The sequence below is a fragment of the Streptomyces sp. B6B3 genome (assembly GCF_039871525.1).
Classification (GTDB): domain Bacteria; phylum Actinomycetota; class Actinomycetes; order Streptomycetales; family Streptomycetaceae; genus Streptomyces.
The window spans coordinates 285,269-311,555 of the sequence record NZ_JBDPLU010000008.1; the positions used below are offsets into that span (position 1 = coordinate 285,269).

The following is a 26,287-nucleotide window of genomic DNA, read 5'->3' on the forward strand; positions in this document are numbered from 1 at the left end:
GGAAGGAAGCGCATGACGGGGGAAGCACATGCAACAGCTCATGTACGAGGACCGGACCAGGAACCCGTTCGTCGCCAACGTCGAGCTCACCGCCGGGCAACTGCGGATCGGCTCGCGGCGGATGCCGGTGACCGAACTGCACGCGCCGGCGATGGCGGACGCGTACCGGCGCGGCAGCTGGTTGGGCGCGGGCGGGGTGGAACGCGCGCTGTCCGAGATACCGGACGGGCCGGGTGTGGTGCCCGTGGTCCGGATCACCGGCGCCGTGTACCCGGTGAAGGTCAGGCGCGCCGCCGAGTTCGTCCGCACCCTGGGCGAGCTGGCCGTCTGGCTGTCCGGCGGCCCGGAGAGCCTGGCCACCATCGTCGCCCAGGCGGAACACGAGGGCGTGCCGCTGTGGATCACCCGGCGGCAGGCGCCGGGCCCGTTGGGGCCGATCACCGTCACCGTCGATCGGCGCCTGGTGCGCGCGGACGTCTGGGGCCCGCAGGCGCCGGTGGTGCGGCTGCGCGGGCCCTACGGCCTGATCGCCGGCCGGGACGCGGTGACGCGGCTGACCGTGACGGTCGGCGAGTCGCCGGCCTTCGTCTGGGTCACCGACGCGGCGCGGAAGTCGCGGCGCTGCGTCGGCGTGCGGTCGCCCCAGGGGCAGTGGGAGCTGTGGCGGCAGGACCACCGCTCCTCCCGGCTGCTGCGTGACGGTCGGGAGGTCGCGCTGCTCGTCCGGCCCGTGCCGGGTGCCGGCCGGGACCTGGTGGTGCTGCCGCTGGCCGAGGTGCGGTTGGCGCACGGCGACCCGCTGGACGCGGTGATGGCGCATTTCTTCGCCGTCTGCTTCGGGCTCGGCGACGGCACGGGACGGATGCGCTTCGGCAGCCAGCGGGCCCAGCCGCATCCGTCGACGCCCGGCGGCTGGGTCCAGCCCTGGCACACCGGGGTGGGCGCGAGCGGATGCGATTCGGGCCCCGGCGCCGGCGGCGACGGCTGGGGCGGCGGCGACGGAGGAGGAGGCGGCGGCGGAGACGGCGGCGGTGGTGGCGGGGGTGGCGACGGCGGCGGCGGAGGCGGTGGCGGCGGGAGCTGACCCCGGCGGTCGGCCGGGCGGTGGGCGGCCCTGCACTCATGCAAATCTCTTTGCTTGGATTCGACGCTTGGCAGAGAATGTTGCGCATGGCTACGCAGACCAGCACGGCGGCCCCGGCCGAGACGGCGCCCATCCGCACGGTTCACTCCCCGACCCTGGCCATCGACGAGGCCGTGCGCGCCCGCCGCGCCGCCGGCGAACGCGTGCTGCACCTTGGCTTCGGCGAGGCCGGACTGCCGGTGCCCGACGGCGTCGCCGCGGTGCTCGCGGGCGCGGCTCGGCTCGGCGGCTACGGGCCGGTCGCCGGCTCCGCGGCGGCGCGCGAGGCCGCGGCGGGCTGGTTCGCCCGCCGCGAGCTGCCGACCCGCCCGGAGCAGGTGATCTTCGCGCCGGGCAGCAAGCCACTGCTCTTCGCGCTGCTCGCCGCCCTTCCGGGCGACGTGGTGCTGCCGCGCCCCGCCTGGGTCAGCTACGCCGCGCAGAGCGCGCTGACCGGCAAGCGGGTCGTCGGCGTGCCCGTGCCGGCCGAGGCCGGCGGCGTGCCGGATCCGGAGCTGCTGGAGCCGGCGCTGCGCGAGGCCCGCGCCGCCGGCGCCGACCCCCGGGTGCTGATCCTCACCGTTCCCGACAACCCGACCGGCACCGTGGCCCGCGCCGAGCACCTGCGGGCGGCGTGCGCGATCGCCGAACGGCACGGGATGGCGGTGATCGCCGACGAGATCTACGCCGAGCTGACGCACGACGGCACCGCCCCGCCGCGCGCCGCCGACCAGCTGCCGGAGCGGACCGTGATCACCGGCGGCCTGAGCAAGTCGATGGCGCTCGGCGGCTGGCGCATCGGCTTCGCCCGGCTGCCGGACGGCCCGTGGGGCGAGCGGCTGCGCGCCGAGCTGACCGGCGTGGCCAGCGAGATCTGGTCGGCGCTCGCCGCGCCGATGCAGGAGGTGGCCGCCCACGTTCTGGGCGACCCGCCCGAGGTGCTCGCGCACATCGCCTCGGCCAGGGCGTTGCACGCCACCGTGGCCCGAGCCGTGCACGCGGAGCTGGTCGCCGCCGGCGCCCGCTGCCGCGCGCCCGAGGCCGGCTTCTACCTCTATCCCGAGCTGCCCGAGTTCCCGGCGCTCCCGGAGCTCCCCGGTCAGCGCCCCGGCGGGGTCGCCGTGGCCGGCGCGCTGCTGGAGCGGCACGGCGTCGGCGTGCTGCCCGGCGCCGCGTTCGGCGACGACCCCGCGGCCCCGCGGGTCCGGGTCGCCACCAGCCTGCTCTACGGGGAGACCGACGAGCAGCGCTGGCAGGCGCTGAGCACCGTCGCGGCCGGCGGCGACCCCGTGGCGCTGCCCTGGATCTCCGACGCGCTGGCCCAGCTGCGCGCCGCACTCGCCCGCTGACCCGCTCCGGGGTGCGCTCCGGGCGTTCGCCCGGCCGGCGACGCCATTGGAGTATGTCAATATGCGCAAATAATTACTTTCACGGATAATCTGCGCATCATGCGAACGTCATCGCCGAGTCTCGCTGCACCGACCCCGGCCCCATCCCCATCCCTGACACCGACACCGACGCCGACGCCGGTCCTCGCCCGAGCCGCCGTCCCGGCCCCGCCACGCCAGCCGACTCCGCCGTCCGGCAGCGTCGCGGTGGTCGGGCTCGGCTACGTCGGCCTGCCGACGGCCCTGGCGTTGCGGGCCGCCGGCCGGTCGGTCATCGGGCTCGACACCAGCGCCGCCCGGCTCGACGCGATCCGCGCCGGCCGCGTTGACCTGCTGCCCGCCGACCGCGAGCGGCTGCGCGCCCACGCCGGACGCCCCGGCTTCGAGCTGACGGGTGATCCGGACCGGCTGCGCGCCGCCGACGCCGTGCTCGTCTGCGTACCCACACCGGTGGACGAGCACCGGGTGCCCGACCTGCGGGCGGTGCGCTCGGCCTGCGCCACCGTGGTGGCCCGCGCGGTGCCGGGACAGACCCTGATCCTCGCCTCCACCAGCTACGTCGGCACCACCAGGGAACTGCTCGCGGACCCGCTCGCCGCCCGCGGCCTGCGCCCCGGTCTCGACGTCTTCGTGGCCTGCGCACCGGAGCGGATCGACCCGGGCCGCGCGGCGCATCCGCAGACCGAGACGCCCCGGGTGGTGGGCGGTCTCGGCCCGGAGGCCGGCCGGCGCGCGGCCGAGGTGCTGGCGCCCACCGCCGCCGGGGTGCACCGGGTCGGCTCGCCCGAGGCCGCCGAGATGACCAAGCTGCTGGAGAACACCTTCCGGGCCGTCAACATCGCGCTGGCCAACGAGGTCGCCACCGCCTGCGGAGACCTCGGCCTCGAGGTCATGGAGGTGGTGCGGGCCGCCGCCACCAAGCGGTTCGGCTTCCAGTCCTTCGTGCCGGGACCCGGCGCCGGCGGCCACTGCATCCCCTGCGATCCGCACTACCTGCTGTGGCAGCTGCGCGCCCGCCGGGTCGCCACGCCGTTGATCGACGCCGCCATGACCGCGCTCGACGCCCGCCCGCGGACCGTGGTCCGCCGCGCCCTGGACGTGCTCGCCGAACGCGGCGTGCCCCGCCGCGGCGCACACGTGCTGGTGGTCGGCGTGGCGTACAAGCCGGGCGTCGCGGACGTCCGGGAGTCGCCCGCGCTGGACATCCTCGCCGACCTGGCCGCGGCCGGCGTGGCCGTCTCCTACACCGACCCGTTGATCCCCTCGCTCACCCTGCCGGGCGCCGCGCCCGGCGAGGCCGGGCGGCGCCTGCGCCACGTGCCGCACCCGGCCACCCACGCCTGGGACCTGGTGCTCGTGCACGTCGCCCATCCGGACCAGGACCTGTCCTGGCTGGCCGACCAGGTGCTGGTGCTCGACGCCACCTACCGGCTCGACGACGTCAAGCACCGGGCCGTCGTATGACCAGGACGACGCTTCCCCCCGACCCTCGCCCGGATCCGGGCCCGGCATCCGACTCCGCTCCCGCTCCCGAACACGACCTTGACCTCGACCACGACCACGACCACGACGCTGAGCCCGTCCCCGAGCCCGACCGGGCCGCGGCGCCGGCCGCGCGCCGGCGCCTGCTGCTGTGGGCGCTGCCGCTGCCGCCGGCGCTGCTGTTCGTCGCCGCCCTGCCGCGGCTGGTCCGCCCGCCGCTCCTGCTGCCGCTCGCCTGCTACGGCCTCCTCGTGCTCGGCCTGACGATCGCCGTCCTGCACCTGGCGTACGGCCGTTACCGGGACCCCGCGACGGACACCCCGCCCCGCCGGCCGCACGGCCTCGACCGCTTCCCGCCGCTGCCCGAACTCCCGCGGGTCAGCTTCCTGCTCGCCGTGAAGGACGAGCGGGACGGCATCGAGGACTGCGTGCGCTCGATGGCCGCCAGCGACTACCCCGCGTTGCGGATCATCGTGGTGGACGACGGCTCCACCGACGGCACCGACGAGGTGCTGCGCCGACTGGCCGGCGAACTGCCGATCCGGGTGCTGTACCTGGAGCGCAACGTCGGCAAGAAACGCGCCCTGGTGCGCGCCGCCGCTCACGCCGACGGAGAGATCCTCGCCTTCACCGACTCGGACTGCGTGCTCGCCCCCGACGCGCTGCGCCGCTGCGTCGCGGCGCTGGTCCGGCACCCCGAACTCGGCGCGGTCAGCGGGCACGCCCGGGTGCGCAACGCGGACGACGGCCTGCTGACCCGGCTGCAGGACGTCTGGTACGAGGGCCAGTTCCGCATCGCCAAGGCCGCGGAGTCCGCCGTCGGCTCGGTGACCTGCGTGTCCGGGCCGCTCGCGGTGTTCCGCCGGGACGCCGTCTACAACTACCTGCCGGCCTGGGCCGACGACCGCTTCTTCGGCGCCGAGTTCCGGTTCGCCACCGACCGGCAGCTCACCGGCTACGTGCTCGGCCAGTTCCGGCACGGCGCCCGGCTCAAGCGGCGGCACCGCCACTCGCCGTTCGTGCGCGGCACCTCCTTTCCCGAACTGCCCTGGCGGGTCGGCTACGTGGCGTCCGCCCGGGTGCTCACCACCGCCCCGGCCCGGCTGCGGCCGTTCCTGCGGCAACAGGTGCGCTGGAAGAAGAGCTTCCTCCGCAACCTCTGCTTCACCGGCGGCTTCATGTGGCGCCGCGGCCCCGGCGCGGCCGCGCTCTTCTACGGGCACGCGCTGCTGGTCCTCGCCGCCCCCGCCATGGTCGTCCGCCATCTGCTGTGGGCGCCGCTGGCCGGGCTGTGGCCGCTGACCGCCCTCTACCTCTCCGGGATCGTGGCGAAGGGCCTGCTGTGGGGCCTCGCCTACCGGCTGGACCACCCACGCTGCCCGCGCTGGCGCCACCGCCCGCTGATGAGCCTGCTCTCCGCGACGCTGCTGTCCTGGCTGCTGCCGTACGCCCTGGTCACCATCCGGCGCGGCGTGTGGTCCAGGAGCCCGCGATGAGGCCTCCGGGTTGGCTGGTCGGATGGGCGCTCGCCGCCCCGCTCTACCTCCTCGTCCTCACCCGCGGCCAGTGGCCGCCGCCCTGGTTCCTCCTCTGATCCCCCGAGCCCCTGTCACCTGGCCCCTGATCGTTTCGGAAGGACGCCCCATGCGACGCCTGTTGTCCGCCCTCGGCTGCCTCGCCGCGCTGACGCTCCAGCCCGCCGCGGCCGCCGCCCCGTCCGACGCGGCCACCGGCGACGCCGGCACCACCGTCGTCAGCCTCACCTTCGACGACGGCACGGCCGACCAGTACGCCAACGCCCGCCCGCTGCTGGCCGAGCACCACCTGCCGGCCACCTTCTACCTCAGCAGCGGACGGCTGGACGCCGCGGGCTACCTGACGGCCGAGCAGGTCCGCGCCCTCGCCGGCGCGGGACACGAGATCGGCGGCCACACCGTGGACCACGACACGTTGACCGAGCTGACCGACGAGGAGCGGCGCCGGCAGGTCTGCCAGGACCGGCAGACCTGGCGGGAGCACGGCTTCCAGGTGTCCAGCTTCGCCTACCCGCACGGCGCCGAGGACGCGGACGCCCAGGACCTGGTCGCGGACTGCGGCTACGACTCCGCCCGCGACGTCGGCGGTCTGGTCTCCCCCGGCACCTGCGACGGCTGCGCCCACGCCGAGACGCTGCCCCCGCGGGAGCGCTACGCCGTGCGCACCCCCGATTCGGTCGACGCCGAGACCGACCTGGCCACGTTGCGGAACTACGTCACCCAGGCCGAGGCGCACGGCGGCGGCTGGGTGCCGCTCGTCTTCCACCACGTCTGCGATCCGTGCGAGACCGCCGCGGACGCCGAACTCGCCGTCACCCCCGACACGTTGGACCGTTTCCTCGGCTGGCTCGCGGACCGCGCCGCCAGCCACGGCACGACGGTGGCCACCGTGCGCGACGCGCTCGCCGACGGCTGACGCGCCTCCCCGACGGACGGGTCGGGTCAGGAGCCCGGCGGATGGTAGACGTGGAACTCGTCGAGCAGTTCCTCCTCGCGCAGCAGCGACGAGCGCGCCCGGTGGCCGAGGCGGGTGGCGACCGCGGTGGCCAGCGCCTGCACCAGCGCGGTGAACGCGGTCAGCGAGCGCAGCACCGAGGGCCCGGCGGCGTCCACGTAGAAGACATGTTCGGCGGACGCGGCCAGCGGCGACGCGGGGTTGTCGGTCAGCGTCACGCACCGCGCGCCGCGCTCCCGCGCCCAGGCCGCGGCGCGCACCGTCTCGGCGCCGTAGCGGTGGATGGACACCGAAACGAAGGCGTCGCCCGGGCGGACCCGGCGGAGCTCGTCGGTGAGGGTGCCGGCCACGCCGGTGAGCGAGGACACGTCCTCCCGCGTCAGCCCCAGCAGGTAGCTCAGCAGGTACGCCGGCGCGTGGCACTTGCGCAGGCCCATCACGTGCACCCGCGGCGCCTCGGCCAGCGTGGCGACCGCGGCGTCCCAGTTCGCCGGGTCGACGCGTGCGAAGGTGCGGGTGAGGTTGGCGCGGTCCAGCGCCACGGCGCGTTCCAGCGGATCGCCGTCCTCCGCGCTGAGCGGCTCCAGGTTCTCGTAGCGCCGCACCAGCTGGGCCTGCTCGCGCAGCCGGTCGCGGCACAGCCGGATCAGGCCCGGATAGCCGGACAGGCCGAGGCTGGAGGCGAACCGCACCACGGTCGCCTCGTTGACGCCGACGGCGGTGGCCAGCTCCGAGACCGTCATGAACGCCACGCCCTCCGGATCCGCCAGGATCCGCTCGGCGACCCTGCGCTGCGCCCGGGTCAGCGTCTCGCCACGCGCGCGGAGCGTGGTCACGAGCGCGTCGAAGGTCCGCGGCGGCGTGGGCTGCTCGGGCTCTGAGGGCTGTGCGGCTTGCGTGGACTGCGAGGGCGCCATGGCCCTGGATTCTCCCTGCCGGGGTGACGGGGGCGCCAGGTGGGTGGGCCTTCGGCCGGAAATCATCATCATTTATGACATTTGTCGCTAGGCTGCGCTGTCATGAGCCCTGCCGCCCGCGCTGCTGTGCGCATGCCATGCGACCCCGTGTTCTGATCGTCGCCGCCCTCGTGCTGCTGCCCGCGCTGGCCAGCACGGCGCCGGACCGCGGACCGGCCGAGCCCGCCGCCGCGGACGGCACGGCGGGGGAGTGGCTGGCCGACCTGCTGGTCGAGGCCACCACCGCCGAGGGAGTGCTGCGGCATCTGGCGGAGTTCCAGCGGATCGCCGACGCCAGCGACGGCACCCGGGCCGCCGGGACCCCGGGGCACGAGCGGTCCGCCCGGTACGCGGGGGAGCTGCTGGACGCCGCCGGATACGACGTCGACTACCAGCGCCTTCCCTTCCGCTACGTCGAGACGCTCACCGAACGGCTCACCCGGCTGGACGCCCCCGCCGACGACCCGGAGGACCCGGAGGACCCCGAAGCGCCGGAGGATCCGGAAGACCCAGAGGATCCGGGGGACATCCCGGTCGACGCGATGACGTACACGCCGAACACCCCGGTGGGCGGGCTGGAGGCCGCGCTCGCCGCCGTGCCCGACACCGGGTGCGCCGCGGCGGACTACGCCTCGGGCGACCACGCCGGGCGGATCGCGCTGGTCGCCCGGGGCGACTGCACCTTCGCCGAGAAACAGGCGCTGGCCGCCGAGGCCGGCGCCCTCGCGGTGCTCGTCCACAACAACGTGCCGGGCCCGCTCGCCGGCACGCTCAGCGATCCGGACAACGCGGTGATCCCCACCGGCGGCATCACCCAGGCCGACGGCGAGGCCCTGGCCGCCGAACTGGCCGCCGGCGAGGAGGTCACCGTCCGGATCGAACTGGAGCAGCTGTCCGAGGAGCGCACCACGGTCAACGTCATCGCCGAGACACCGGGCGGCGACCCGTCGCGGGTGGTGATGGCGGGCGCCCATCTGGACTCGGTGATCGACGGACCCGGCATCAACGACAACGCCTCGGGCGCGGCCGGCATCCTCAACGCCGCACTGCTGTTCGCCGCGCTGGCGCCCGCCGACCACCCGCACACGGTGCGCTTCGCGCTCTGGTCGGCCGAGGAGTTCGGGCTGCTGGGCTCCGAACACTACGTCGAGCGACTGACCCCGACGGAGCGCCAGGACATCGCGCTCTACCTCAACTTCGACATGATCGGCTCGCCCAATCCGGGGTTCTTCGTCTACGACGGCGAGGAGGAGGCCGAGGGCGGCGCCGCCGACCAGGCCGCGCCGCCCGGGTCCGCGGCCATCTCCCGCGACCTCGCCGACTTCCTGCGCTCCCGCGGCGTGGCGCCGGGGACCACGGAGTTCAACGGGCGCAGCGACTACGCCCCGTTCCTGGACGCCGGGATCCCGGTCGGCGGCACCTTCAGCGGCGCCGAGGACGTCAAGACCGAGACCGAGGTGGGCCTGTGGGGCGGCACGGCGGACGCTCCCTACGACGAGTGCTACCACCAGTCCTGCGACGATCTGACGAACGTCGGCGCGGCGGTGCTGGAGACCCACGCGCAGGCGATCGCCCACGCCGTCGGCGCGTACGCGTGGCACGCGCCGGAGTGATCGGCTGGCCGCGCGCTCTCCCGGACGAGGCTGCGGACGGAGCGTCTCGCCCGGTACTCTCTCCGTGTGATCTTCAAGCGCATCGGAAACGGACGACCGTACCCTGACCACGGCCGGGACAACACCCGGCAGTGGGCAGACGTCGCCCCGCGTCCCGTGCGTCTGGACCAGCTGATCACCACGAAGGGCCAGCTCGATCTGGAGACGCTGCTGGCCGAGGACTCCACCTTCTACGGCGACCTTTTCGCACACGTCGTGAAGTGGCAGGGCGACCTGTACCTGGAGGACGGGCTGCACCGGGCGGTGCGCGCGGCGCTCCAGCAGCGGCAGGTGCTGCACGCCCGGGTCCTGGAGCTGGAGTGAGCCGAGCCGGCGCCCCGGCCCGTTGCTGCGTTCGGGGTGCGCGCGGCATTTCAGTTGATCATAAGTAGGCAGGCGGGTTTCCGCTGGCTACGCTGCGGCCATGAGCATGCTGACGCCACCGGGCATGGGCGGCCGCAAGTACCGCATCACGGGGAACCGCTACCCCAGGATGCGCCGTCGCCCGCGCCGCGGCAGGGTCGTCCTCGGCGCCCTGGCCGTCTTCACCCTGATCGGCCTGCTCAGCTACGGCACCCTGCAGCTGGTGGACGTCTTCACCGCGGACGAGGAGTCAGGCGGCGGCCCCGCCACGGCCGCCGGCGCCTCGCGCCCCGGCCCCGACTGCCAACCGGCGGCCGAGCCCGAGCGGACGCTCCCCGAGGAACTGCCCGAGCCGAAGACCATCACGGTCAACGTCTACAACGCCACCAAGCGCACCGGCCTGGCGCAGCAGACCGCCGACGCGCTCGCCGAGCGCGGCTTCGTCATCGGCGAGGTGGACAACGCGCCCGCCTCGCTGGACGGGAAGGTGGCGGAGCCGGGACTGCTCCTGGCCAGCTCCGCGGCGGAGGAGTCCGGCGCGCTGGCGGTCGTCGGCGCCCAACTGGACGGCGCCGAGACCGGTGAACCCAAGCCGAAGGGCGGCGCGGCGGAGATCGACCTGGTGATCGGGTCGGACTTCACGGAACTGCGCACTCCCCGCGAGGCCGACGAACGCCTGGTCGAACTCCAGACGCCCGACGAGACCCCCGCCACCACCCCCGAAACCTGCTGACGCCTTCCCGGCGAAACCCGCGGCCCCGCGCCGGGCCGGCAGCCCTCGCGGCCCCAGGGGTGGCCCGAGTTTGGACCGCCGCCGGACGCTCCCGCGCCTGGGCCGGCCGCCGCCGGGTCGCCTCCCGGCCGTGGACCCCCGCCGCCGGATCGCCCGTGCATTGGCTGGCCGCCGCCGGGCCGCCCCCAGTGTGGATCGCCCGCCGCCCTGGCGCCGCGGCTCTGGTCTCCGCCACCCGCGGCCCACTCAGGGACAGGGCACCTGGGCGACGGGTCCCCAGCCCCATGGCCCGCTCGGGCCATGGGCCCGGTCCGCGGGCGGGCGGACCGGTGCGGGCCCGAGGACTCCTCGGACGAGGGCCGCGCGCATCGTGTGCCGCCCGGGCCGTGGACGCGCCGGCGCGTAGCCGGCCTGGCGGCCGGCCGCACCGCCGCCGGACGAACCGCGAGCCGTCGGGACCAGCCCGCGAACCACCCGCCGTCGTGGTGCAGGTAGCGGGAAGCTACGCCGTGCCGAACATCCGGTCGCCCGCGTCGCCCAGACCGGGGACGATGAAGCCCTGCTCGTTCAGCGCCTCGTCGAGTGCGCCGGTCACCACCGTCACCGGGGCCCCGGCCAGCTCGCCCTCCAGCCGCTCCACACCCTCGGGCGCCGCCAGCAGGCAGATCGCCGTGACGTCCTCCGCGCCCCGGTCGATGAGCTCCTTGATCGCCGCCGCGAGCGTCCCGCCGGTGGCCAGCATCGGGTCGAGCACGAAGACCTGCCGGCCGGCCATGCTCTCCGGCATGCGGTTCGCGTACATCGTGGCCTCGAGCGTGGTCTCGTCCCGTATCAGCCCGAGGAAGCCGACCTCCGCGGTGGGCAGCAGCCGGACCATGCCGTCCAGCATGCCGAGCCCGGCCCGGATGATCGGCACCACCAGGGGGCGCGGATGCGACAGCCGCACGCCCGTGGTCACCGCCACCGGCGTTGTTATGTCGACCACTTCGGTGCGGACGTCCCGGGTGGCCTCGTAGGCCAGCAGGGTGACCAGCTCGTCGGCGAGCCGCCGGAACGTCGGGGAGTCGGTGCGCTCGTCGCGCAGCGTGGTCAGCTTGTGCGCCACCAACGGGTGGTCGACGACGTGGATCCGCATGAGTTCGACACTATCGAACGGCGCCGACACCACCCGGAACGCCCCGGGGCCGAACCCGCCTGCGCCACGCCGCACCGGCGAAGGCAATCCAGGTGGACACGGCGGGTGTCCGTGTGGAGAGTGGTCCGTGCAGGAACGGACATTCCATTGGTGAACTGCCGAGTTACCCGACAGCGCAACCCTTTTCTGCCACGATGCAGGTGGCACTGCCGAACCGAGTGGGGAGAGTCACGGTGTACTTCACCGCACTGCTCGCGCGGACCGATGATGGTTGGGAAGCGAGTGACAGAGAGCTCGATGACGTGGAGAGTCTCGACGAGCTGGCCGAGCTGGCGCGCGAGACCGCTCCCGACGACGAGACCGTTCTCGTCTGCATCGAGCAGGAGGGATCCTGGTTCGGCGTCGTCCGGGTGGACGGCGAGGACGATCCGAGGGTGTTCGTCTCCGACGCCGCGCGGGCGATGCGCAGCGCCTACGGTGAGATCCTTCTGACCGACGAGCTGCTGGGCCGGGAGCCCGAGGACCCGCGGGTCCTGGAGCAGCTGGTGGACCTGGACGGCACCGAGGACGGGGCCGCCGACGGTGACGACGAGCCGGCGGGCGCCGACGACGAGGTGCCCCGAGGTCCGCTCGGCGACGCCGACATCCTGGCCGACCTGGGGATCGACGCGGGGACGGTGCTCAAGCTGACCCCGGACGACGCGCTGAGCGAGATCGCCGACGCGCTGGGCTGCTCCGAGGTGCTGGAGGCGGTCAGGTGACGGCTTCGGGGCCCCGGGAGTGACGGACCCGGTATCCGAACCACCCGCGGAACCGCGGGTCGAGGCCGCCGACCGGGCGCCCGACCCGCTGCGGGACCCGTGGCGGCCCGCGATGCGACGGGCGCTCGCCGAGGCGGGCGCCGCCCTGCCGACCGGAGACGTTCCGGTCGGCGCGCTGGTCCTGGGACCCGGCGGTCCCGACGGCGTGTTGCTGGGGCACGGGCGGAACGAGCGCGAGGCCACGGGCGACCCGACCGCGCACGCCGAGGTGCTGGCGCTGCGCGAGGCCGCCAGACAGCTGGGCAACTGGCGACTGGCCGGCTGCACCCTGGTGGTGACCCTGGAGCCCTGCACCATGTGCGCGGGAGCCAGCGTGCTCTCCCGGATCGACCGGGTGGTGTACGGCGCGCTCGACCCGAAGGCCGGCGCGGCCGGCTCGCTCTGGGACGCGTTGCGCGACCGGCGCCTGAACCACCGCCCCGAGGTGATCGGCGGCGTGCTCGCCGACGACTGCGGCCGGCTGCTGACCGACTTCTTCCGCGCCCGCTGACGGATCCGGGGGGTTCGACCGCCCCCCTTCCCGTTTCTGCGCACCCCCACCCGTGGGATAGGCTTCCTCTCGGTAGCGTGTCCGAGCGGCCTAAGGAGCTCGCCTCGAAAGCGAGTGTGGGGGCAACTCCACCGAGGGTTCAAATCCCTCCGCTACCGCCGCTGAACAGCTCAGACGAGAGGGCGGTCCCCGCGGGGGCCGCCCTCTCGCTTGTGCGGCGCGTCGGGCGAACGGCCGTCGATGAGCCTCGATGAGCCGGTCGACGTGAGACCGTCGCCTACTTGGTCAGGACCCTCAGCCTGCCGCCGCAGTCGGGGCAGGCCCGCACGAACGGCCCGGCCCGGCCGCCCGAAACGCAGGTACTGCAGACGACCGTGTGGCAGTCCGCGCAGGTCCATCCCATCCGGACGGCGCCGACGATGATGTCCGCGTCGGGATTCCTGACCTGGCTGATATGAACCGCTCGGTCGCATGTGCGGCAGTAGTCGGCGCCGATCTTCGGCAGCATGTCGAGTGCCTGCGGGTCGCCGAGCGAGGCGGCCTTCGCGACGTGCTCCGCGGCGTCGTCGAACTGATCCAGGCGACCGAGCGCCATGCCGAGCGCGAGGTGTGCTGCCGCGTGATCGGGCCGCATCGCGAGGCACGCGCGCAGCGGATCGACGGCATCCCGCGAGTCACCCGAATTGAACAGGGAGGCCCCGAGGAGGAACTGCGAGTTCGGCGACTCGGGCGCCAACGCCACCACCTCGCGGAACACGACGGCCGCGGCGGCGTAGCGTCCCGCCGCGAACTCCTGATGCCCCCGCTCGAAGGCCTTCTCGGCCGCGGCAACGCGGTCCTCTCCCGCACCACCGCCTCGTCGACCGAACATCCCGCCTCCTCCACCTCGACGGTGTGGAGGATCAATGATTCCGGACGTGCACGGGGAGCGGTCCCGAGAGCTGGGGGCGCCCAAGGCGGCGGCGTCCGGTGTTCGGCTGGACGTGGCCGAAAATTGGTCCAGACCAAAGTCTTGACCGCCGGGCGTGGCGCTTCTTGAATCAGGCGTGAGCCATTCGCTACCCCCACCGCGCGCCGCGACGGCGCGCTGCGGCGAAAGGAATGACATGAGCATGCAAATCTTCGGACGAGGGCGCAGGACGGTGGGCGCCGTCCTGGCGTCCCTGGTCGTCGCGCTGCTGGCCGTGCTGCCCGGCACCTCCACCGCGGCGGCGACCGGCCCGAACGACAGCGGCGCGGCGCAGGCGTTCGTGGTCTCCGAGGCCCAGTTCAACCAGATGTTCCCGAGCCGGAACTCGTTCTACACGTACAGCGGGCTGACCGCGGCCATGAGCTCCTTCCCCGGCTTCGCCAACACCGGCGACTGGACCGTGCAGCGGCGGGAGGCCGCCGCCTTCCTCGCCAACGTCAGCCACGAGACCGGCGGACTGGTCCACATCAGGGAGCAGAACGAGGCCAACTACCCGCACTACTGCGACGCCAGCCAGCCCTACGGCTGCCCCGCGGGACAGGCCGCCTACTACGGCCGCGGACCGATCCAGCTCAGCTGGAACTTCAACTACAAGGCGGCCGGTGACGCCCTCGGCATCGACCTGCTCAACAACCCCTGGCTGGTGGAGAACGACTCGGCGATCTCCTGGCGCACCGCCCTGTGGTACTGGAACACCCAGAGCGGCCCCGGCACCATGACCCCGCACGACGCCATGGTCAACCAGCGCGGCTTCGGCGAGACCATCCGCAGCATCAACGGCTCGCTGGAGTGCAACGGCGGCAACCCCGGCCAGGTGGAGTCCCGGGTGCAGACCTACCTGCGGTTCACCAGCCTCCTCGGGGTGGACCCCGGCGGCAACCTCTACTGCTGACCCCCGACCGCCCCGCCCACGGTTCCGGTGGGCGGGGCCCGGCGGGCCCGAGGGGGCTACCCCCTTCTTCGTCCCCCTCCGTGCCTCTAGGGTCCTGCCATGGACGGCGACACGCCCCCGGGCGTCGACTGGCCCGCCGAGGCGGTCGAGCAGCTCGACTGGCACTGGCGGAACCTGCTGCGCCCGCGGTTCGACGGGCTCACGGACGAGGAGTACCTCTGGGAGCCGGCCCCCGGCTGCTGGAGCGTGCGGCGGCGCGCCGACGGCACGTTCGGCAGGGACGGCGCACGCCCCGAGCCCGACCCGCCTCCGCTGACCACGATCGCCTGGCGGATCGGCCACCTGGTGGTCGACATTCTCGGCGGGCGCGCCGCCCGACACTTCGGCGGCCCGCCCGTGACGGCCCAGGACTGGTCGTTCGGCGGCACCGCCGCCGCCGGCCTGGGCCAGCTCGACGAGGCGTACGACCGGTGGACGCGCGGCGTCCGGGCGCTCGGCCCCGAGGACTGGGCGCGCCCGTGCGGGCCGGCCGAGCGGTACCACCCCGACGCCCCGATGGCCGCCCTGGTGCTGCACATCAACCGCGAGGCGCTACACCACAGCGCCGAGATCGCCCTGCTGCGCGACCTCTACCGGGCGGGTGCCCGATGACCCTGGTGCAGGCGCGGCGGATCGCGCTCTACGTGGTGGCCGTGGCCGTGCTCTACGCGGTCGTCGCCTCCCCCGACCGGTCCACGGACTTCGTCGGACTCGGCTTCCACGCCGTCTCGGGGGCCGCCGAGGGCGTCGGCGACCTGCTGGCCGAGCTGATCGGCTGACGCGCACCCGCACTGGCGGACACACAACGTCAAGCGGTGCTTGCACACGGTGCTCCTGTCTTGTGATGCTATGACAGCTTTTGCTTTCACCACGAGGAGTGCGAGGAGCCCACAGGGCGTGAAGGGGTGGTCGGCAGGTGGCGGCGGACCAGGGCCGGGGGGTCAGGGCGCGCGCGCTCACGCAGGCCCTCTTCGAGCGGCTGGCCGCGCTGGAGTCGGGTACCGCCGAGCACGCCCGGGTGCGTGGCGCGCTGATCGAGGCGAACCTCCCGCTGGTGCGGTACGTCGCCCGCCGCTTCCGCAGCCGCAACGAGCCGATGGAGGACGTCGTCCAGGTCGGCACCATCGGCCTGATCCACGCCATCGACCGGTTCGACCTGAGCCGCGGTGTGCAGTTCCCCACCTTCGCGATGCCCACCATCATCGGCGAGATCCGGCGCTACTTCCGGGACAACGTCCGCAGCGTGCACGTCCCGCGCCGGCTGCACGAGCGGTGGGCGCAGGTGCGGGCCGCGACCGAGGAGCTCACCGTCGCACTGGGGCGCACCCCCAGCGCGAAGGAGATCGCCGAGCGCCTGGGGATCCCCGAGGAGGAGGTGCTGGCCAGCCACGACGCCGGCCGCGCCTACCGGGTCGCCTCACTGGAGGCGGCGCAGGAGCGGGACGACATGCCGGGCCTGATCGACCGGATCGGCTACGAGGACCCGGGCCTGGCCGGCGTGGAGCACCGGGCGCTGGTGCGGCACCTGATGGTGCAGCTGCCCGAGCGCGAGCGGCGCATCCTGCTGCTGCGCTACTACCGCAACCTGACCCAGTCGCAGATCAGCGCTGAGCTGGGCGTTTCCCAGATGCACATCTCCCGGCTGCTGGCCCGCAGCGTCACCCGGCTTCGTACCGGAAATCCGAACGAGAGCTAACCCGGAAGATGGACCCCAACTCCGGGAACTCGCGCATCAGCTGTGCCGTTTTATCGACAAGAAGCTACATCGTGTTGACGACCTGTGACATTCTGCTAGAACCGCGTTTGCCGCAGCGGCAGCTCCGGTATCCACGAGAGGGCGCTTCCTCTCGTGGGGGCTCATCCGAGTCCCACCGGGGGGTGCGCCGCCGCGACCCGTCCACGACCTCAAGGGGGTGGCATGTCCGTAGAACTGGGCAGCTCCAAGGTGCTCACCACGAACGGCACGCCGCATGTACCCGAGCAGCAGACACCCTCGCTGCCGCCCGAACCTCCCGCGGAAACCGACAATCTCGACACCCGCACCCTCTCGCGCTCGCTGTTCCAGCGGCTCGCCGGCCTGGACCCGGACAGCGCGGAGCGTACGTACGTCCGGGACACCCTCATCGAGCTCAACCTGCCTCTGGTGCGCTACGCGGCGGCCCGGTTCCGCAGCCGGAACGAGCCCATGGAAGACATCGTCCAGGTGGGCACCATCGGCCTGATCAAGGCCATCGACCGCTTCGACTGCGAACGCGGCGTGGAGTTCCCCACGTTCGCCATGCCGACCGTGGTCGGCGAGATCAAGCGCTTCTTCCGCGACACCTCGTGGTCCGTGCGCGTCCCGCGCCGGCTCCAGGAGCTGCGGCTGGCGCTGACCAAGGCGAGCGACGAGCTGTCCCAGCGTCTCGACCGTTCCCCCACGGTCGCCGAACTCGCCGCGTGCCTCGGCGTGTCGGAGGACGAGGTGGTGGACGGGCTGGCCGTGGGCAACGCCTACACCGCCAGCTCGCTCGACTCCCCCTCACCGGAGGAGGACGGCGGGGAGGGCTCGCTCGCCGACCGCCTGGGATACGAGGACACCGCCCTGGAGGGCGTGGAGTACCGCGAGTCCCTCAAGCCGCTGCTGGCCCGCCTGCCGGCCAGGGAGCGGCGGATCATCATGCTGCGGTTCTTCGGGAACATGACCCAGTCGCAGATCGGCGAGGAGGTCGGCATCTCGCAGATGCACGTCTCCCGGCTGCTGACCCGCACACTGGCGCAGCTGCGCGATGGCCTCACGGCCGAGGAGTGACGCAAGCCCGGACCGGCGGCCGGCCGCCGGTCCGGGACAGGAGAGACCAGGGCGCTTGCGGCGCGAGCCGGGCCGTTCGGTCAGCCCAACGCCAGCCAGGCCACCGCGGCCAGCACGGCGATGCCCAGCACCACGCCCAGGATCAGGCCGAGTCGTGGACCGGAGGAGGGCGCGGGAGCCGGCGCGGCCGGCATGGGCGAGGACGAGGGCGAGGGCCGAGTCCCGCCGGACGCCTCGCCGTTGACGAACGCCTGGAACATCTGGGTGCTGGCCGCCGGGTCGGGCTCTTGCGGTGTCTGAGGGTGACTGTGCGACATGCCTGCCGACCCTAGCGAACTCCCGCCATCGTTGGGGATCTCCGCGTTGGGGTTGTTCCGCGCGACCTTCACGCCGGGTCCGTCACGTCCGCCCGCAGGGTGGGGTACCCCTGGGCGCTGCGGACCTCCAGCGTCGTGATCTCCTCCCGGGGCAGCCCGGTCACCACGCTCATCGACACGTCGCGGTCCGGCACCGCGTACCAGCTGGCCAACTCCTCGGCGTCACCGTCACGAGTGATCGCCACCAGCACGTACTCCTTCGCCTCCTCGATCCCGTAGAGGCAGTGCATGTCCACCCGGGTGCCCCAGGAGGCGCTCGACAGGCTCACGCTCGCCTCCACCGGAAAGTCGACCAGCGAGGTCATCGCGATCGGCTGCGCGCCCGCCCCGTCCTCCTGATCCGACGGCACGAACACCAGCAGCACCAGCGCCAGGCAGGCGGCCAGCACCATCCCGGTCACGGTCAGCCCGACCGCGCGCCGCCGGCGCCGCCGCTCATCGGCCACCCGCGCCAGCAGTCCCGGCAGCAGCTGGGCGGGCGGTTCGCCGGCCGGCACCCCGGGGAGGCCCTGCGCCTGGCCGAGCAGCCCCGGCATGCCCGCCAGTTCCCGCACGGCGCGCGCGCACTCTCCGCACTCCCGCAGGTGCGCCTCGTACGCCGCGCGGTCCTGCGGAGACAGCGCCCCGAGCACGTAGGCCGCGTCATAGGTGGCGAAGCGATCCCGCTCGTTCATTGCGTGACGCCCTTCTCTTCGAGCACCAGGCGCAACGAACGGAGGGCGTAGTGCGTGCGTGACTTGACGGTGCCCTCGGCCACGCCGAGGCGCGCCGCCGCCTCGGCGACGGAGAGCCCGCCGTAGTAGCAGAGAGCGAGCACCTCACGGTGCCTGGGGGAGAGTTCGGCCAGCGCGTCGGCGACCAGCCAGCCCTGCACCGCCCGTTCGATGTCGTCGGGCGCGACCTGCTCCGGCGGCTGGTCGGTGCTGATCTCCGACCGGGACGCGGCGGAGCGCCAGCCGTCGATGACGATCCGGCGGGCCACGGTGAAGAGCCAGGACCTGGCCGAACGCGTGGACTGGTCGAAAACCCCGGGGTGGCGCCAGGCGCGCAACAGCGTCTCCTGCGCCACGTCCTCGGCGCGGGCCCGGTCGCCGCCCGTCAGGTGCAGGGCGAAGGACCACAGCGCGGCGGCGTGCTCGTCGTGCAGGGCGCGCATCAACTGAGCTTCAGCCGAACCGTCGCCGTCGGTCATGCCGTCTGTCCGCCCTCCCGCTGCGGGAGACGCAGCGGCCGGAACCGAAGGAACCTCAGTGCCAGGAGCATAGCCCCGAAGACGACGCATCCTCCCTCCGTGATGACGCCCCACAGCTCCTCGTCCGTGCGGAACTGTTCCTTGACGCCGAAGAGGCCGACGGTCAGGGAGAGGAGATAGGCGCCCAACGTGGCCGCGCCGTAGCCGACCGCGGCCAGCTCCGGCAGCCAGTGCCGGCGCCACAGCAGCACGGCCAGCGCCAGCGGGGGGCCGGCGAAGACGTTGACGAGGAAGAGCGGACCGATCTCGTCGTCGTACCGCGCCCAGTCCTCCCACACCACCCAGTGCACCCACGCCGAGCCGAGGAGCCCGAGCGCCACGAGAACCCGCAGTGTCCAGCTGATCATGTCCCTCCATACGAGACGCGGGCCCCCGAGGTTCACCCCGCGGCCGCCCCGAGGCCCGAGAACCGTGGGGAGGAGGGACCGCGCGGCCAGCTGCCGACCGTGAAGTCCGGGGGTGTGGTGAACCCGATCGGCCCCATCCTCGTTTGCTCGGGTATGACGATGACCCCATCAAGCCGCCGGGCCCTGCTGGCGACCGCCGCCGGGACGGCCGGCGCGCTCGCGCTCACGGGCTGCGGCAGCGACAGCGAGGACAGCGGCAGCGACTCCGGGGACGAGGCGGGCTCGACCTCCGGCTCCGGCAGCGACGACTCCGGCGGCTCCGGGGACTCCGAGGACTCGGGGGACGCCGGGAGCGCGGGAGCGATCGCCTCACTCGACGAGGTGCCGGTCGGCGAGGCCACCGCGGTCACCATCGACGGCGAGGAGGCGATGATCTTCCGCCCCGACGAGACCACCGTGGCCGCGTTCAGCGCGATCTGCACCCACAGCGGGTGCACCATCGCGCCCGAGGAGGCGACCGGGCTGCGCTGCCCGTGCCACCAGTCCCTGTTCGACGCCGCGACCGGCGAGGTGCTGGAGGGCCCGGCACCCGAGCCCTTGCCGTCGATCTCCGTGCGGATCGAGGGCGACCAGATCGTCAGCGGTTGACCCGAACCGGTGAACCGCGCTCGACACCGGAATAGCCCCGGCCGGCCGGCCCGTTCTCGCCTCCATGGCACACGATCGACGCCGGCTGGCCGGGGAGCTCGGCCGCATCGGCATCTGGACCGTCGCCCTGCGCGGCACCGACCCCGCGACACGCCGGGACGTCGCGGAGGCCGCGGCGGAGCTCGACCGGCTCGGCTACGGCACGGTGTGGCTGGGCGGTAGCCCGAGCGTCGCCGACGCCGAGCCACTGCTCGCCGCCACGTCGCGGATCACCGTGGCCACCGGCATCCTCAGCATCTGGGAGCATCCGGCGGCCGACGTCGCCACCGCCTACGCGGCCGCCGCGGCGGCGCACCGCGACCGCTTCCTGCTCGGCCTGGGCGTCAGCCACCGCGCGCTCACCGGCGACCGCTACGAGCGGCCGTACTCCGCGATGCGCCGGTACCTCACCGAGCTGGACGAGGCGCCGACGCCGGTGCCGGCCGGCCGCCGGGTGCTGGCCGCGCTCGGCCCGCGGATGCTGGAGCTGGCCAGGGACCGGGCCGGCGGCGCGCACCCGTACCTGGTCACGGCCGAGCACACGGCGCTGGCCAGGGAGTTGCTGGGCGCCGACGCGGTGCTGGCGCCCGAGCTGAAGGTGGTGCTCGACGAGGACCCGGCGCGCGCCCGGACCACGGCGCGCGGGTACCTCGACGGCTACCTCCAGCTGCCGAACTACACGAACAACCTGCGCCGGCTCGGCTTCACGGACGACGACTTCCCCGGCGGCGGCAGCGACCGGCTGCTCGACGCGGTCTTCGCGCTCGGCGACGCGGAGGCGGTGCGCCGCAAGGTGGCCGACTTCGTGGACGCGGGGGCCGACCACGTCGCCCTCCAGGTGGTGACCGACGACCCGCGCCACGCCCTTCCGCTGCCCGCGTGGCGGGCGCTCGCCGAGGCGCTGCCGCTCCGCTGAGCTGGGGCCGGGCCGCGCCGGGCCTGAGTCGAATGGCTGTAATACCGGCCGACAGTCGTCCGAGTAACTCGGATGAGGGACTGTCGGCGTGTAAGTTCCCGTCCTGGCAGCACGAAGGGACGGGACAACGGTGAAGAGCAAGCTCGGGATTGCGCTGGCCGGATGCGCGGCGCTGACAGTCACGCTGTCAGGGTGCGGAAACGACGACAACAGCGAGGAGACCGAGGCGTGGGCCAGGCAGGTCTGCGACCAGCTGCAGCCGCAGGTCGAGAAGATCCAGGACGCCAGCGCCGCGATCACCGAGGCGAGCGAGGGTGACAAGTCCCCCGAGGAGGTGCAGGAGGCCGACTCGGCGGCGTTCGGCGACATCTCCGACGCCTACGCGGCCCTCGCCAGCACGGTCCAGGACGCCGGCGAACCGCCGGTGGAGGACGGCGCGCGGCTGCGCCGCGAGGCGGTCAACGAGCTCACCGACATCTCCGACTCCTACGGCGAGCTGCAGGACACCATCGACGGCCTCGACACGTCGGACCGGTCCGAGTTCGCGGACGGGCTGACCGGCATCGCCGACCGGCTCGCCGAACTGGGCGAGAGCGGGGACGAGGCGCTCAGCGAGCTGCAGTCCGGCGATCTGGGGGAGGCGATGGCGGAGCAGCCCGACTGCCAGTCCCCGAGCCCTGGCCAGGGCGACGGGAACGACGGCGGCGACCAGACGGAGGGCCCGGACAGCGAGGACGGCTCCCGCGAGGAGTCGCCCGACTCGGAGTGAACCGCGCGGTGCGCCTTCCCGGCGCGCACGCCCGTTGGGGCGGGCGTCGGTGGCGGCCTCGGCGCGCACACGTCGTACTACCCCCGGGACGGGATCGGTGGCGGGCCCGGAGCGGCCGACCTCGCCGGGGCACGGGGCGGCCACGCGCCCGTCCGGCTGGAGGCGATTGCTCCGGAGCGTTCGGGCACCAGACCGTCTCGCGGTCGGAGTTTCGCGTCCCCGGTGCTGATCGATCGGACGCCGGTCGATGCCGGACGCGGGGACAGCGGGCGATGCGGCGGAGCACGGCCCAGACGCAGGTGTGGGTTCGGGGCCGGTGACGCCGGCCGCGCAGGCCCTCGCGACGGGGCGCGGGGTCAGCCGGTGAGGTTGCGGAGCAGTGCCCAGCCGAGCGCGGTGCCCAGCATCACGGCGGCGCCCCAGCCGCGGATCCGGGGCCGGTAACGCCGGCCGCGCAGGCCCTCGTAGAGCCAGCGCCCGCCCAGCCACGCCGCCAGCGGCACGCCGAGCAGCAGCAGCGCCGCGTTGTCGTGCCAGGCGGCCAGCAGGTCGCCGTGCAGTGCGTCGTAGGCCATTCGGGTGCCGCCGCAGGCCGGGCAGTCGAGACCGGTCGCCCAGTTGAACGGGCAGCGCGGCAGCGGGCCCCCGCCGTCGTGCGGGTTGGTGCCCCACAGGTAGGCGGCCCCCGCCAGGCCGGCGCCCAGGGTGGCGAGCGGCGGCAGCGCGGGATGGCCCAGCCATCCGGCGCGGCGCAGCAGGCGGCGGAACCAGCTGCGTCGCGCCGGATGGCTGGTGGACGTGCTCATCGCGGGCACGGTGATCGCCGTGCTCAGCTCCGCAGCGGTCGTCCGCTGGCGTCCGTGCGGTCGTCCTTCACGAGGAAGAGGATGCCGTCCACCAGCGCCCAGACGCCGAGGCCGCCGCAGGTGAGCAGTTGCGCCACGGCCATGCCGGTGTGACCGGTGTACCACCGTCCGGCGCCGACGCCCCCGACGAGGAGCTGCAGCACACCGGCGATGATCTTGGACTTGTTCGAGTACGGCCGGCCGTACGGATCGAAGCCGTAGGGAGCGCTCGGGTCGGCCCCGTACATCGGACCGGGAGCGCCCGGAGCGCCCGGGGCGCCCGGAGCACCGGGCGCGCCGGGGTATCCGCCCTGCTGCGGATAGCCGGACTGAGGTGCACCCTGGTAGGGCTGCTGCGGGTATCCCTGCTGCTGGCCAGGCGGCGGGCCCTGGGGCGGGCCCTGGGGGTAGCCGTAGCCTGGCTGCCCCTGAGGTGGCTGCTGGCCGGAAGCATTCTGGTAGGGATTGGAATCTGACATCTTCCCCCCTTGTTACGAGCGGTTGGGTGTTCGATGTGTGGCCTGATTTGACTGACGGGCCACGGACATCCTGCCAGAGCACCAGTCGGCGTGAGTGCGGGCTTCGGGTTACCGTTCCAAGGCTGAGGGCTTTTCCCGTTTGACACGCAGGCGGGAGGTACCGTCACACTCCGCACCATGAGCACGTTCCCTGGCAGCGCCGCGCCGGGACCCCAGCGACGAGACCCTGACCGGAGAGAAGAGCGAGAAGAAGTGGCCCCGACCAGCGAGACCGCGAACGGCGGACGCCGACTCGTCATCGTCGAGTCGCCCGCCAAGGCGAAGACGATCAAGGGCTACCTCGGCCCCGGCTACGTGGTCGAGGCCAGCGTCGGGCACATCCGCGACCTCCCCAACGGCGCCGCCGAGGTGCCGGCCAAGTACAAGGGCCAGCCCTGGGCCCGGCTCGGCGTCAACGTGGACGAGGGCTTCCAGCCGCTGTACGTGGTCAACAGCGACAAGAAGGACCAGGTCAGAAAGCTGAAGGAGCTGCTGGCCGACTCCGACGAGCTCTTTCTCGCGACGGACGAGGACCGTGAGGGCGAGGCCATCGCCTGGCACCTGAAGGAGGTGCTCAAGCCCACCGTCCCGGTCCGCCGGATGGTCTTCCACGAGATCACCAGGGACGCCATCCGCGCGGCGGTCAACAATCCGCGCGAGCTGAACCAGCTCCTCGTCGACGCCCAGGAGACCCGTCGCATCCTGGACCGGCTCTACGGCTACGAGGTCTCCCCCGTGCTGTGGAAGAAGGTCATGCCCCGGCTGTCCGCCGGCCGGGTGCAGTCGGTGGCCACCCGCCTCGTCGTGGAGCGCGAACGGGAGCGCATCGCCTTCCGCTCCGCCGAGTACTGGGACCTCACCGGCACCTTCGCGACCGTCCCCGAGGACGGCACCTTCGACGCCCGGCTGGCCTCGGTCGCCGGCCGGCGGGTCGCCCAGGGCCGCGACTTCGGCCCGGACGGCCGGCTGAAGAACCCCGACCAGGTCGAACACCTCAGCGAGGAGTCCGCCAGGGCGCTGGCCGCCGCGCTCGCCGGCACGTCGTTCGCCGTCCGCTCGGTCGAGTCCAAGCCCTACCGCCGGTCCCCGTACGCGCCGTTCCGCACCACGACGCTCCAGCAGGAGGCGTCGCGCAAGCTCGGCATGGGCGCGAAGTCCACCATGCAGGTGGCCCAGCGGCTGTACGAGAACGGCTTCATCACCTACATGCGGACCGACTCCACCACCCTGTCGGACACCGCGGTCTCCGCCGCGCGGGCCCAGGTCGCACAGTTGTACGGTGCTGACTACGTGCCGGACCGACCCCGCGTCTACGCGAGCAAGGTGAAGAACGCCCAGGAGGCGCACGAGGCGATCCGCCCGTCGGGCGACCGGTTCCGCACCCCCGCCGAGACCGGTCTGACGGGTGACCAGTTCCGGCTCTACGAGCTGATCTGGAAGCGCACCGTCGCCTCGCAGATGAAGGACGCGGTCGGCCAGTCCGTCGTGGTCCGGGTCGGCGGCACCGCCGCGGACGGCCGGGACTGCGAGTTCAGCGCCACCGGCAAGGTCATCACGTTCCACGGCTTCCTCAAGGCCTACGTGGAGGGCTCCGACGACCCCGCGGCCGAGCTGGACGACCGGGAGCGGCGGCTGCCGCGGGTCGCCGAGGGCGACCGGCTGGACGCCCGGGCGATGTCCGTCGACGGCCACGCCACCAAGCCGCCCGCCAGGTACACCGAGGCGACGCTCGTCAAGGAGCTGGAGGAGCGGGAGATCGGCCGCCCGTCCACCTACGCGTCGATCATCGGCACCATCCTCGACCGCGGGTACGTATTCAAGAAGGGCACCGCGCTGGTCCCCTCCTTCCTCTCCTTCGCGGTCACCAACCTGCTGGAACAGCACTTCGGCCGGCTGGTCGACTACGACTTCACCGCGAAGATGGAGGACGACCTGGACCGCATCGCCACCGGCGACGCCCAGGCCGTGCCGTGGCTGCGCCGCTTCTACTTCGGGGACGCGATCGAGGGCGCCGGCGACGTCTCCGTGGAGGCGGCGGGAGAGGCCTCGGGCGACGGCGGCGACCATCTGGCGGGGCTGAAGGAGCTGGTCACCGACCTGGGCGCGATCGACGCCCGGGAGATCTCGTCGTTCCCGGTGGGCGACGGCATCGTGCTGCGCGTCGGCCGCTACGGGCCGTACGTCGAGGGGCCCGCGGAGCCGGCGGCCGAGGGCGCGGACACGGGCGAGGGCGGCGCGGCCGGGCAGACCGGCGAGGGCGGCACCAGGGAGGCCAAGCGCGCCGACGTGCCGGCCGACCTGCCGCCCGACGAGCTGACCGTGGAACTCGCCAGGGAACTGCTGGCCAAGCCGAGCGGCGACTTCGAACTGGGCACCGACCCGGCGACCGGCCACCAGATCGTGGCCCGCGACGGCCGGTACGGCCCCTACGTCACCGAGGTGCTGCCGGAGCCCGAGGGCGCGGCCAAGGGCGGCCGCGGCCGGACCGCCAAGGCCGGCAAGGGCGCCGCCAAGCCGCGCACCGCCTCGCTGCTGAAGTCGATGTCGCTGGACAGCGTCACCCTGGACGACGCGCTGCGGCTGCTCGCGCTGCCCCGCGTGGTGGGCACCGACCCCGAGTCGGGCCAGGAGATCACCGCGCAGAACGGCCGCTACGGCCCGTACCTGAAGCGGGGCACCGACTCCCGCTCGCTGGAGCGCGAGGAGCAGCTCTTCACCGTCACCCTGGAGGAGGCGCTGAGGCTCTACGCCCAGCCCAAGGCCCGGGGCCGCGCCGCCGCCAAACCGCCGCTGAAGGAGCTCGGCGACGATCCGGTCACCGGCCGGCCCGTGGTGGTGAAGGACGGCCGCTTCGGCCCGTACGTCACCGACGGCGAGACCAACGCCACGCTGCGCCGCGACGACGATCCGGAGACGATCACCGCCGAGCGCGGCTACGAGCTGCTGGCCGAGAAGCGCGCCAAGGGCCCGGCCAAGAAGACCGCCAAGAAGGCCCCGGCGAAGAAGGCCGCGGCGAAGACGGCGGCCAAGAAGAGCACCGCGAAGTCGGCGGCCAAGAAGACGACCTCGAAGACCGCGGCCAAGAAGAGCCCGGCGAAGAAGACCTCCGCGCGGAAGTCCTCCGGTCCCTCGGACGAGTAGTCCGCCCGGTAGTCCACCTGGTCCGATCGGCGGCGGCCCGCGGGCGGCGCGAAGAACGGCGCAAAGGGCGCCGACGCCCTGAACGGCCAGAACACGCCGCGGAACGGCGG

At 73.5% G+C, this 26,287-nt stretch carries 28 protein-coding genes and 1 tRNA gene; 20 read left to right on the forward strand and 9 right to left on the reverse strand.

Features of this window, described 5'->3' with window-relative positions; translation table 11 throughout:
• Positions 1–28 precede the first annotated feature (28 nt).
• The 5 genes from ABGB06_RS19215 (at position 29) to ABGB06_RS19235 (ending at position 6,444) form a co-directional block, all read left to right on the forward strand.
• Positions 29–1,084 carry a hypothetical protein gene (locus tag ABGB06_RS19215; RefSeq protein WP_347590944.1) on the forward strand — a complete coding sequence of 352 codons (1,056 nt, stop codon included), beginning with the start codon at positions 29–31 and terminating at the stop codon, positions 1,082–1,084.
• Positions 1,085–1,170: 86 nt separating this feature from the next.
• Entirely contained in the window at positions 1,171–2,472 is a 1,302-nt protein-coding gene (locus ABGB06_RS19220; protein WP_347590946.1) for a pyridoxal phosphate-dependent aminotransferase, read from the forward strand.
• 246 nt (positions 2,473–2,718) lie between these two features.
• Positions 2,719–3,975 carry a nucleotide sugar dehydrogenase gene (locus tag ABGB06_RS19225; protein ID WP_347590948.1) on the forward strand — a complete coding sequence of 419 codons (1,257 nt, stop codon included), beginning with the start codon at positions 2,719–2,721 and terminating at the stop codon, positions 3,973–3,975.
• Positions 3,972–5,489 carry a glycosyltransferase gene (locus ABGB06_RS19230; RefSeq protein ID WP_347590950.1) on the forward strand — a complete coding sequence of 506 codons (1,518 nt, stop codon included), beginning with the start codon at positions 3,972–3,974 and terminating at the stop codon, positions 5,487–5,489. The genes ABGB06_RS19225 and ABGB06_RS19230 overlap by 4 nt, the downstream gene beginning before the upstream one ends.
• 148 nt (positions 5,490–5,637) lie before the next feature.
• Positions 5,638–6,444, forward strand: coding sequence for a polysaccharide deacetylase family protein (locus tag ABGB06_RS19235; RefSeq protein ID WP_347590952.1), 807 nt, complete (start codon positions 5,638–5,640; stop codon positions 6,442–6,444).
• Between the two features lie 26 nt (positions 6,445–6,470).
• On the opposite strand, the gene ABGB06_RS19240 is transcribed toward ABGB06_RS19235, so the two are convergent.
• On the reverse strand, positions 6,471–7,400 hold the full coding sequence (locus ABGB06_RS19240) for a MurR/RpiR family transcriptional regulator (RefSeq protein WP_347590954.1): 930 nt from the start codon (positions 7,398–7,400) through the stop codon (positions 6,471–6,473).
• A gap of 137 nt (positions 7,401–7,537) precedes the next feature.
• On the opposite strand from ABGB06_RS19240, the gene ABGB06_RS19245 reads away from it, so the two are divergent.
• The 3 genes from ABGB06_RS19245 (at position 7,538) to ABGB06_RS19255 (ending at position 10,187) form a co-directional block, all read left to right on the forward strand.
• The gene (locus ABGB06_RS19245) at positions 7,538–9,052 is read left to right on the forward strand and encodes a M28 family peptidase (protein ID WP_347590956.1); all 1,515 of its coding nucleotides are present in this window, start codon (positions 7,538–7,540) and stop codon (positions 9,050–9,052) included.
• Positions 9,053–9,118: 66 nt separating this feature from the next.
• Positions 9,119–9,415 (forward strand): type II toxin-antitoxin system VapB family antitoxin, encoded by a 297-nt coding sequence (locus ABGB06_RS19250; protein WP_347590958.1) that lies wholly within the window; start codon positions 9,119–9,121, stop codon positions 9,413–9,415.
• A gap of 100 nt (positions 9,416–9,515) precedes the next feature.
• Complete coding sequence (locus tag ABGB06_RS19255) at positions 9,516–10,187, forward strand: LytR C-terminal domain-containing protein (protein WP_347590960.1); 672 nt, start codon at positions 9,516–9,518, stop codon at positions 10,185–10,187.
• A 502-nt stretch (positions 10,188–10,689) separates the two neighbouring features.
• Here the strand turns inward: ABGB06_RS19255 and upp are convergent.
• On the reverse strand, positions 10,690–11,322 hold the full coding sequence (gene upp / locus ABGB06_RS19260; RefSeq protein WP_347590962.1) for a uracil phosphoribosyltransferase: 633 nt from the start codon (positions 11,320–11,322) through the stop codon (positions 10,690–10,692).
• Between the two features lie 233 nt (positions 11,323–11,555).
• Between upp and ABGB06_RS19265 the strand changes: the two genes are divergently transcribed.
• From ABGB06_RS19265 to ABGB06_RS19275, 3 genes are all read left to right on the forward strand, one after another.
• Positions 11,556–12,083: a hypothetical protein gene (locus ABGB06_RS19265; RefSeq protein ID WP_347590964.1), complete on the forward strand. Its 528-nt coding sequence runs from the start codon at positions 11,556–11,558 to the stop codon at positions 12,081–12,083.
• 112 nt (positions 12,084–12,195) lie between these two features.
• Positions 12,196–12,633, forward strand: a complete 438-nt coding sequence (tadA, locus tag ABGB06_RS19270; protein WP_347591074.1) for a tRNA adenosine(34) deaminase TadA — start codon at positions 12,196–12,198, stop codon at positions 12,631–12,633.
• 71 nt (positions 12,634–12,704) lie between these two features.
• Positions 12,705–12,791 (forward strand) — tRNA-Ser (locus ABGB06_RS19275).
• Positions 12,792–12,910: 119 nt separating this feature from the next.
• On the opposite strand, the gene ABGB06_RS19280 is transcribed toward ABGB06_RS19275, so the two are convergent.
• Positions 12,911–13,504 carry a tetratricopeptide repeat protein gene (locus ABGB06_RS19280; RefSeq protein ID WP_347590966.1) on the reverse strand — a complete coding sequence of 198 codons (594 nt, stop codon included), beginning with the start codon at positions 13,502–13,504 and terminating at the stop codon, positions 12,911–12,913.
• Between the two features lie 235 nt (positions 13,505–13,739).
• Here ABGB06_RS19280 and ABGB06_RS19285 point away from each other — a divergent pair, with 235 nt between their 5' ends.
• The 5 genes from ABGB06_RS19285 to ABGB06_RS19305 all read left to right on the forward strand — a co-directional run bounded on the left by ABGB06_RS19285 (position 13,740) and on the right by ABGB06_RS19305 (position 17,325).
• Positions 13,740–14,495, forward strand: a complete 756-nt coding sequence (locus tag ABGB06_RS19285; RefSeq protein ID WP_347590968.1) for a chitinase — start codon at positions 13,740–13,742, stop codon at positions 14,493–14,495.
• 99 nt (positions 14,496–14,594) lie between these two features.
• Entirely contained in the window at positions 14,595–15,146 is a 552-nt protein-coding gene (locus tag ABGB06_RS19290; RefSeq protein WP_347590970.1) for a DinB family protein, read from the forward strand.
• Positions 15,143–15,313: a hypothetical protein gene (locus tag ABGB06_RS19295; protein WP_347590972.1), complete on the forward strand. Its 171-nt coding sequence runs from the start codon at positions 15,143–15,145 to the stop codon at positions 15,311–15,313. The genes ABGB06_RS19290 and ABGB06_RS19295 overlap by 4 nt, the downstream gene beginning before the upstream one ends.
• A 137-nt stretch (positions 15,314–15,450) precedes the next feature.
• On the forward strand, positions 15,451–16,230 hold the full coding sequence (locus ABGB06_RS19300) for an RNA polymerase sigma factor SigF (RefSeq protein ID WP_347590974.1): 780 nt from the start codon (positions 15,451–15,453) through the stop codon (positions 16,228–16,230).
• A gap of 222 nt (positions 16,231–16,452) precedes the next feature.
• Positions 16,453–17,325, forward strand: coding sequence for an RNA polymerase sigma factor SigF (locus ABGB06_RS19305; RefSeq protein ID WP_347590976.1), 873 nt, complete (start codon positions 16,453–16,455; stop codon positions 17,323–17,325).
• Positions 17,326–17,405: 80 nt separating this feature from the next.
• On the opposite strand, the gene ABGB06_RS19310 is transcribed toward ABGB06_RS19305, so the two are convergent.
• From ABGB06_RS19310 to ABGB06_RS19325, 4 genes are all read right to left on the reverse strand, one after another.
• Complete coding sequence (locus tag ABGB06_RS19310; protein WP_347590978.1) at positions 17,406–17,642, reverse strand: hypothetical protein; 237 nt, start codon at positions 17,640–17,642, stop codon at positions 17,406–17,408.
• A 68-nt stretch (positions 17,643–17,710) separates the two neighbouring features.
• Entirely contained in the window at positions 17,711–18,376 is a 666-nt protein-coding gene (locus tag ABGB06_RS19315; RefSeq protein WP_347590980.1) for a zf-HC2 domain-containing protein, read from the reverse strand.
• On the reverse strand, positions 18,373–18,894 hold the full coding sequence (locus ABGB06_RS19320) for a sigma-70 family RNA polymerase sigma factor (RefSeq protein WP_347590982.1): 522 nt from the start codon (positions 18,892–18,894) through the stop codon (positions 18,373–18,375). The genes ABGB06_RS19315 and ABGB06_RS19320 overlap by 4 nt, the downstream gene beginning before the upstream one ends.
• On the reverse strand, positions 18,891–19,301 hold the full coding sequence (locus tag ABGB06_RS19325; protein ID WP_347590984.1) for a hypothetical protein: 411 nt from the start codon (positions 19,299–19,301) through the stop codon (positions 18,891–18,893). The genes ABGB06_RS19320 and ABGB06_RS19325 overlap by 4 nt, the downstream gene beginning before the upstream one ends.
• 159 nt (positions 19,302–19,460) lie before the next feature.
• Between ABGB06_RS19325 and ABGB06_RS19330 the strand changes: the two genes are divergently transcribed.
• The 3 genes from ABGB06_RS19330 (at position 19,461) to ABGB06_RS19340 (ending at position 21,673) form a co-directional block, all read left to right on the forward strand.
• Entirely contained in the window at positions 19,461–19,949 is a 489-nt protein-coding gene (locus ABGB06_RS19330; RefSeq protein ID WP_347590986.1) for a Rieske (2Fe-2S) protein, read from the forward strand.
• Between the two features lie 64 nt (positions 19,950–20,013).
• Entirely contained in the window at positions 20,014–20,904 is an 891-nt protein-coding gene (locus tag ABGB06_RS19335; protein WP_347590988.1) for an LLM class F420-dependent oxidoreductase, read from the forward strand.
• A gap of 130 nt (positions 20,905–21,034) precedes the next feature.
• Positions 21,035–21,673 (forward strand): small secreted protein, encoded by a 639-nt coding sequence (locus tag ABGB06_RS19340; protein WP_347590990.1) that lies wholly within the window; start codon positions 21,035–21,037, stop codon positions 21,671–21,673.
• Between the two features lie 356 nt (positions 21,674–22,029).
• On the opposite strand, the gene ABGB06_RS19345 is transcribed toward ABGB06_RS19340, so the two are convergent.
• Together ABGB06_RS19345 and ABGB06_RS19350 are read right to left on the reverse strand one after the other, a co-directional pair.
• On the reverse strand, positions 22,030–22,479 hold the full coding sequence (locus ABGB06_RS19345; protein WP_347590992.1) for a DUF2752 domain-containing protein: 450 nt from the start codon (positions 22,477–22,479) through the stop codon (positions 22,030–22,032).
• Positions 22,480–22,502: 23 nt separating this feature from the next.
• A complete protein-coding gene (locus ABGB06_RS19350) occupies positions 22,503–22,997 on the reverse strand; it encodes a TM2 domain-containing protein (protein ID WP_347590994.1) in 495 nt (164 codons plus the stop codon).
• A gap of 252 nt (positions 22,998–23,249) precedes the next feature.
• Between ABGB06_RS19350 and topA the strand changes: the two genes are divergently transcribed.
• Positions 23,250–26,177, forward strand: coding sequence for a type I DNA topoisomerase (gene topA / locus ABGB06_RS19355; RefSeq protein WP_347591076.1), 2,928 nt, complete (start codon positions 23,250–23,252; stop codon positions 26,175–26,177).
• The last annotated feature ends 110 nt before the right edge of the window (positions 26,178–26,287 follow it).